Annotated in this window: 5 protein-coding genes and 1 pseudogene; 4 read left to right on the top strand and 2 right to left on the bottom strand. The window is 59.7% G+C overall.

Features of this window, described 5'->3' with window-relative positions; genetic code table 11:
* Positions 1-169, top strand: a pseudogene (locus SYN63AY4M2_RS01050) (IS630 family transposase); the annotation flags it as partial.
* Here the strand turns inward: SYN63AY4M2_RS01050 and SYN63AY4M2_RS01045 are convergent.
* Entirely contained in the window at positions 154-723 is a 570-nt protein-coding gene (locus tag SYN63AY4M2_RS01045; protein ID WP_240527912.1) for a helix-turn-helix domain-containing protein, read from the bottom strand. The pseudogene SYN63AY4M2_RS01050 and the gene SYN63AY4M2_RS01045 overlap by 16 nt on opposite strands.
* 139 nt (positions 724-862) lie before the next feature.
* Here SYN63AY4M2_RS01045 and purL point away from each other — a divergent pair, with 139 nt between their 5' ends.
* On the top strand, positions 863-3,163 hold the full coding sequence (gene purL, locus SYN63AY4M2_RS01040) for a phosphoribosylformylglycinamidine synthase subunit PurL (protein ID WP_099884011.1): 2,301 nt from the start codon (positions 863-865) through the stop codon (positions 3,161-3,163).
* A gap of 66 nt (positions 3,164-3,229) precedes the next feature.
* Here the strand turns inward: purL and trxB are convergent, their stop codons facing one another.
* Positions 3,230-4,660 carry a thioredoxin-disulfide reductase gene (gene trxB / locus SYN63AY4M2_RS01035; protein WP_011430211.1) on the bottom strand — a complete coding sequence of 477 codons (1,431 nt, stop codon included), beginning with the start codon at positions 4,658-4,660 and terminating at the stop codon, positions 3,230-3,232.
* 372 nt (positions 4,661-5,032) lie between these two features.
* On the opposite strand from trxB, the gene glnA reads away from it, so the two are divergent.
* Both glnA and SYN63AY4M2_RS01025 read left to right on the top strand, forming a co-directional pair.
* Positions 5,033-6,457, top strand: coding sequence for a type I glutamate--ammonia ligase (glnA, locus tag SYN63AY4M2_RS01030; protein ID WP_099887141.1), 1,425 nt, complete (start codon positions 5,033-5,035; stop codon positions 6,455-6,457).
* Positions 6,458-6,723: 266 nt separating this feature from the next.
* Positions 6,724-7,305, top strand: coding sequence for a hypothetical protein (locus SYN63AY4M2_RS01025; protein ID WP_099813189.1), 582 nt, complete (start codon positions 6,724-6,726; stop codon positions 7,303-7,305).
* Positions 7,306-7,368 lie beyond the last annotated feature (63 nt).

Below are 7,368 nucleotides of genomic sequence, written 5' to 3'. Positions count from 1 at the left end.
GGAGTTGAATCCCATTGAGATGATGTGGTCGGTGTTGAAGCATTTTATTCGGCAGCTTTGCAGAATTGGGAAATATAGCATGGAGCAGATAGTGAAGACTTCTTTACTACTGATCAATCCATCCTCCTTCCGAAGTTGGTTTGCTAAGTGCTGCTATTGTACCCCTTGAGCCCTTAACAGGCTGTACCACCCATCAACCTTGCGGGTAACGGTAGCAGTCTTGATCGTAAAACCGTCGGGCAAAGGACGGTGCTGGATCAGCTTAACCGGCCCAATTTTGGGCAGATGGATAAACTTCCCTCGAATGCAGTCCTGCTTCATTTGGGGGAAGGTAAAGGAGCGGTACCGCCCAACACCCTTAAATCTCGGCCTTCCTGCCCGCTTGCCGTTGGAGTCACCTTTGATCCATCTATCAAAGGCCCTTTGTACCCGCCGTATGCAGTTTTGGAGCACCTGGGAATAAATCTCTCGGTATTCAGGAAACAAAGCCTTGGTATTGGGCAAGTCCCGCTGCTGCGAGTACAAGTCGGGCTGCTCCTTCAACTCAGGCAGATGACAGACCGTTAAGGAGCAAGCATGGATACCGCAGCGATTTTGCTCCCACCAGCGGAAGCGCTCCGCCAAGCGATAGTTGTACTGTTTACGCAACAACTCCAGCCACTCACCCATTAGGGCGACTTGGCTAGAAGTAGGGCGCAAGCGGTACTGGTAGGCAATTCGCACATGAGATTACGATATCTGTTCATGAGTGTCTTCGCCATTCATCCCGACCCTGACCGGCCCCCCAGTCCCCCCGTGTACGGGGGGATATAGGGGGGTACAGGGCAGGCCTTCCTGGCGAATTAGGTAAACCTTGAACGCTATGACCTCCGCTTCTGCCCCGCCAGACCTGAAAGCCCACGGCCTTTCCCCAGAGGAATACCGCCAGATCCAGCAGCAACTGGGCCGGGATCCCAACCCCACCGAGCTGGCCATGTTTGGGGTGATGTGGTCGGAGCACTGCTGCTACAAGAACTCCCGCCCTCTGCTAAAGCACTTTCCCACCACGGGCGAGCGGGTGGTGGTGGGGCCGGGGGAAAATGCCGGCGTGGTGGATCTGGGGGATGGGGACTGGCTGGCCTTTAAGATCGAGTCCCACAACCATCCTTCCGCCGTGGAACCCTTCCAGGGGGCGGCCACCGGGGTGGGGGGCATCCTGCGGGATATCTTTACCCTGGGCGCCCGCCCCATTGCGCTGTTGAACTCCCTGCGCTTTGGGCCGCTGACGGATCCCCGCAACCGCCGCCTCATGGCCAGGGTGGTGGAGGGGATCGCCCACTACGGCAACTGCGTGGGGGTGCCCACGGTGGGGGGGGAAGTGGCGGTGGATCCCTGCTACAGCGGCAACCCCCTGGTCAACGTCATGGCCCTGGGCCTGCTGGAGACGCCGGCGGTGGTGAAGTCGGCAGCGCGGGGAGTGGGCAACCCGATCTTGTACGTCGGCGCCACCACCGGCCGGGACGGGATCCGCGGGGCCAGCTTTGCCAGCGCCGAGCTCAAGGAGGACGCGCAGCAGGATCGGCCGGCGGTGCAGGTGGGGGATCCCTTTCTGGGCAAATGTCTCATCGAGGCCTGCCTGGAGGCCTTTGCCACGGGAGCGGTGGTGGCGGCCCAGGACATGGGGGCAGCCGGGATCACCTGCTCCACCGCAGAGATGGCCGCCAAAGGAGGGGTGGGGATCCGCTTTGACCTCGACCGCGTGCCGGCGCGGGAAAGCGGCATGGCGGCTTGGGAATACTTGCTCTCGGAGTCCCAGGAGCGGATGCTGCTGGTGGTGCAAAAAGGCCGCGAGGCGGAGGTAATGGAGATCTTCCATCGCTGGGGCCTGCAGGCCAGCGTGGCCGGAGAAGTCATTGCCGAGCCGCTGGTGGAGATCTGGCACCAGGGATCCTGCGTGGTGAGGGTGCCGGCGCGGGCCTTGGCGGAGGATACTCCTGTTTACGTCCGCCCCCTGTTGCCAGAGCCGCCGGAGTATGTGCAAGCGGCATGGCAATGGGATCCCGCCACTCTACCCCCCTGCGATCGCGAAGGGATTCACCTAGGTCAGGCAACGCTGGCCTGGCAAGAGGTGCTGCTGCAGCTTTTGGCCCGCCCCACCCTGGCCAGCAAAGCCTGGATCTACCGCCAGTATGACCACCAGGTGCAAAACAACACCGTCCTTTGGCCGGGACAGGGAGATGCGGCGGTTATCCGCATCCGCTCCCAAAAATTTGGCGTGGGCGAGGTGCCCCCTCTGCAGGCTGCCCGCAAAGCCATTGCCGCCACCCTAGATGGCAATGGCCGCTGGGTGTATTTGGATCCCTACGAGGGGGCCAAGGCCGCCGTGGCCGAAGCCGCCCGCAACCTCTCCTGCGTGGGGGCGGATCCCCTAGCCATAACCGACAACCTCAACTTCGGCAGCCCGGAAAACCCAGTGGTGTACTGGCAGTTGGCCCTGGCCTGTCGGGGGATTGCCGAGGCCTGCCGCGCCCTGGGCACGCCGGTTACGGGGGGGAACGTCTCCCTCTACAACGAGAAGGGATCCCAGGCCATCTACCCCACCCCCGTCATCGGCATGGTGGGCCTCATTCCGGACTTGAAATTCATCTGTGGCCAGGGGTGGCAGCAAGAAGGGGATCTCGTCTACCTCTTGGGATCCCAGGCCGTCACCAGCCTGGGCGGCAGCGAGTATTTGGCGGCAATCTACAACAAGGTCACGGGTCGTCCTGCCCCCGTGGATCTGGAGCTGGAAAAGCGCGTGCAAGGGGCCTGCCGCCACGGCATCCGCCAGGGGTGGGTGCGCTCCGCCCACGACTGCAGCGAGGGAGGGCTGGCGGTGGCCTTGGCAGAAGCCTGCCTGAGTGGGGGCCGCGGCGCCAGCGTCTCCCTAGCTCCTGGATCCCTGCGCTGGGATCAGGCCCTCTTTGGCGAGGGATCCAGCCGCATCCTCGTTTCCGTCGATCCAGCCCAGCGCTCTCCTTGGGAAGCCTACTTAGAGTCGCAGCTCCCCGGCCAGTGGCAGCTTCTAGGACAGGTGGGCGGGCCAGCGGATCCCTTGGTGGTGACTACTGCAGAAGGGGATCCCGTGTTGTCAGTCTCTTTGGCCGCCCTGCAGGGTGCATACTACAGCGCCTTTGCCGACTAGCCGCCTAGCTCCCCTCTCCCTCAGGGAGAGGGGCTGGGAGAGGGGCCGGGGGTGAGGGGGACTACCTCAAGCTGATTTTGCCTCAGACAAATTGGCCTGGATCACCTCCCGGTAGTGGGACTTGGGCTTGACACCCACCACCTGAGCCACCAGCTCCTTGTTTTTGAAAAACTGCACCGTCGGCGTGCAGGTGACCCCCCCTGCCTCGGCGATCTCCGGGTCTTTCTCGATGTCGATCTCCACCACATGCAGCTTGTCGGCAAACTCTTCGATGACCTTGTTCAAGATCAGCTTGAGGGCATGACAAGGGGCACAGGTGGGGGCGGTGTACTTGACCATCAGCAGGCGATCGCTTTCGTGGTAGAGCCGCCGCAGGGCATAGCTCCCCTCGTGGCAGGTCTGGCTGAAGTCGAGGTCATCTTGCACCTCCTGCTCAAAACTGGCCTCCTCAACAGCCGAGTCTCCCTCCGGCTCTACCTCGACAGCAGAGGCAGAAGCGGGCTCAAGATGGCTTTGAGGGACGACGTGATACTCCTGTGCCAGGCCGTGTTCGGAGAGCCAGCGCTCCGCCAGCATGGCCGCCATACAGCCGGTGCCGGCAGCGGTGATGGCCTGGCGAAACTCGTGATCCTGCACATCCCCGGCGGCAAACACGCCCTCTACACTGGTGGCTACAGATCCTGGGCGGGTGACAATGTAGCCCACTTCATCCAGTTCCAGTTGCCCTTTGAACAAGTCGGTGTTGGGCTTGTGGCCGATGGCGTAGAACAGGCCGCCCACTGCCATCTCCCGGATCTCGCCCGTCTGGTTGTTGCGCACCTTCACCCCCGTCAGGCGCAGGCCGTCGCCCAGAACCTCCACCGCCTCCGTGTGCCAGTGGACGGTAATCTTGGGGTGGTTGAGCACCCGGTCTTGCATGGCCTTGCTGGCCCGCATCTTGCCACTGCGCACCAGCATGTGGATATGGGATCCAAACTTGGTCAGGTAGGTGGCCTCCTCACAGGCGGTATCGCCGCCGCCAATGACCACCAGCTCCACCCCCCTAAACATGGGCATGGCCCCATCGCAGACGGCGCAGGCCGACATGCCCCGGTTCCAGTAGATCTCCTCTCCGGGCAAGTGCAGGCGCTTGGCCGTGGCCCCGGTGGCAATAATCAGGCTGTGGGTGCGCACTTCCCGTTCGTCAGAGCGAACCACAAAAGGCCGCTGGCTCAGATCCACAAAGGTGACGTCCTCGGGGTAAAGCTCTGCCCCCCACCGCTGCGCCTGGGCACGCATGTTTTTCATGAGTTGGGGGCCACTGATGCCCTCGGGAAAACCCGGAAAGTTCTCCACCTCGGTGGTGGTCATCAACTGCCCGCCCGGGATCCCGCCCACCTGAAACCCCTCAAACACAACCGGCTTCAGGTTGGCACGCCCGGCATAAATGGCCGCCGTAAACCCAGCAGGGCCAGAACCAATAATCACCACGTTCTCAACCCGACTTTGCTCTGTCATCCGATGTCGCTCCTTGCTGTTGCTGAAAACTAAACCAAACTCATAACGACTACGTTTTAGCCTAACACGAGCTGGTACCCTCGGCGAGGCTGGAGCTTGTTAGTCCCATTTTCGCTTTCCTCTAGCTAGGGGGACAGGGTTTTGTCTCTGTCTGGAGGACAACAGGGCAGAAACGCCTGGCTGAGAGGCGCGATGGCCAACCTCTGGAGCAGAAGGCCAAAGCCAGGGCAATTTCGTATCAGAAACTACAAAATGCTGAGATCGGCTTTTCTAGGATGGGTGAGCGCTTTTGGCTCATTCAAGTCGAAGCGTGGGGATCCCGTCTACCTTTGATTACCCCAGTCTCAACCGCAACCCAATCAGGAGAGAGTAATGGCATCCACGCCCCAAGAAGTGCTTCAGATGATCCAGGACAACGATGTCCAGATGGTGGATCTCAAGTTTGTGGATCTCTTTGGCACCTGGCAGCATGTCTCCTTCCACTCTTCAATGCTGACGGAGCAAGTTTTTAGCGAAGGGCTGCCCTTTGATGGCTCCAGCATCCGGGGCTGGAAATCCATCAACGAGTCGGACATGTACATGGTGCCAGACCCCAAAACGGCCTGGATCGACCCCTTTTTCCAAGTGCCTACCCTCAGCCTCATCTGCAACATCATCGAGCCGCGCACTGGCCAGCCCTACAGCCGTTGTCCTCGGAGCCTAGCCATGCGGGCTGTGGCTTACCTGCAATCGACAGGCATTGCCGATACGGCTTACTTTGGGCCCGAGGCGGAGTTTTTCATCTTTGAAGATGTACGGTTTGACCAAACTCAGAACGCCGGCTACTACTTCGTCGATTCCATTGAGGGCCGCTGGAACTCAGGCCGGGAGGAGAAAGGGGGCAACCTGGGCTACAAGCCGCGCTACAAAGAAGGCTATTTCCCTGTGCCGCCCACCGATGCCCACCAAGACCTCCGCACCGAGATGCTGCTAACCATGGCCAAGTTGGGGGTGCCCATCGAAAAGCACCACCACGAGGTGGCCACTGGCGGGCAAGGAGAGCTGGGCTACCGCTTTGCCGATCTGATCACGGCTGCCGACTACATGATGATTTACAAGTACGTGATCCGGAACGTGGCCCGCAAGCACGGCAAGACGGTGACGTTCATGCCCAAGCCCCTCTTCAATGACAACGGCAGCGGCATGCACACGCACCAGTCCCTCTGGAAAGACGGTCAGCCCCTGTTCTACCAAGAGGGCAACTATGCCGATCTCAGCGAAACGGCTCTCTACTACATCGGCGGCCTGCTCAAGCACGCCCCGGCCATCCTGGCCTTCACCAATCCCACCACCAACTCCTACAAGCGCTTGGTGCCCGGGTTTGAGGCGCCGGTAAACCTGGCCTACTCGCAGGGCAACCGCTCGGCTTCCATTCGCATTCCGGTCACGGGCAAAAATCCCAAGGCCAAGCGGCTGGAGTTTCGCTGCCCCGATGCCACCTGCAACCCCTACATCGCCTTCTCGGCCATGTTGATGGCCGGCTTGGACGGGATCAAGAACAAGATCCACCCCGGCGAGCCCCTGGACAAAGACATCTACGATCTAGAGCCAGACGAGCTGGCCAAGATCCCCTCCACGCCCGGATCCCTGCTGGATGCTCTGGAAAGCCTGCAGAAGGATCACGCTTTCTTGTTGGAGGGAGGTGTCTTTACCGAAGATCTCATCGAGGCCTACATCGAGTACAAAATTGACAACGAGATCAACCCCATCAACCTGCGGCCTCACCCCTACGAGTTCGCGCTCTATTTCGACGCCTGATTCTCATCTAAACCATTAGTTCTCGGCCAAGGCTTTTGAACGGGATCCCTTCTTGCTGGAGGGATCCCTTTTTTGTGCCTGCTCTGGTACTCTGGGTGGGGGTGCTGAAGTTTACAGACTCAGGGGGGGTTTGGATGGGATGGCTTATAGCTCTTATTATTTGGGTCCTTATTCTCTTAGGCCTTCTGGCGCTTGTTGTCTATCTAGCTGACTATCTAGAGAAGAAGCGTCGGGAAGCTTTGGAGCAGGTGGCCAGGAGCCTGGGCATGTCGTTTTCAGCAGAGCTACCCGAAGGGATCCGCTCCCGCTTGCTTCAGGCAGGCTTTAAACTATTTGAACAAGGCTACGATCGACGTTTCTACAACTCAATGTCCAAGCGGCTAATCGATGGAACTGAGATCGGTGCCTTTGACTATCAGTATAGGTACCCCAGCGGCAGGGGCAAGAGTCGCAGGATTGTCTGGGGCAAGAGTCGCGGCACTCATTGCCAGTCTGTTTTCTGGGCCTATTGCGAAGACCTACGGCTACCTCATTTTCGGCTACATCCGAATATTCCCCTGTTTCATGACATTGCCAAAGCCTTTGGCATGCAAGATATCAACTTCGAGGGCCACCCTCGGTTTTCCCGCAGCTACCTTTTGCGCGGAGAAGATGAGGCTAAGATTCGCCTGCGCTTCCATCCTAGGTTTCTTAGCTTCTTGGAGCAGCATCCTCCTTGTTGCGCTGAGGGATCCGGGCCGCAGCTTATTGTTTGGCGGGACGACCAACAGGTGAGTCCAGAAAAAATGGCAGACTGGCTGCGCTTCGGGGAAGAATGGGTGCAACGACTGCGGCTGCGTCGCGTTTAACTCTCTGGATCGTCCCTCAAGGCCACTCCCTGGGTATGATGAGAGGAAGAGTTTAAAAAACGT

It is taken from the genome of Synechococcus sp. 63AY4M2 (genome assembly GCF_002760475.1).
GTDB lineage: Bacteria > Cyanobacteriota > Cyanobacteriia > Thermostichales > Thermostichaceae > Thermostichus.
The sequence above is the reverse complement of the archived record's forward strand: the minus strand, read 5'-3'. Positions and strand labels throughout refer to the sequence as shown.

Excerpts from the sequence above, each read along its gene's own strand:
- trxB (WP_011430211.1), bottom strand. The coding sequence starts at position 4,660 with ATGACAGAGCAAAGTCGGGTTGAGAACGTGGTGATTATTGGTTCTGGC.
- SYN63AY4M2_RS01025 (WP_099813189.1), top strand. The coding sequence starts at position 6,724 with ATGTCGTTTTCAGCAGAGCTACCCGAAGGGATCCGCTCCCGCTTGCTT.
- purL (WP_099884011.1), top strand. The coding sequence starts at position 863 with ATGACCTCCGCTTCTGCCCCGCCAGACCTGAAAGCCCACGGCCTTTCC.
- glnA (WP_099887141.1), top strand. The coding sequence starts at position 5,033 with ATGGCATCCACGCCCCAAGAAGTGCTTCAGATGATCCAGGACAACGAT.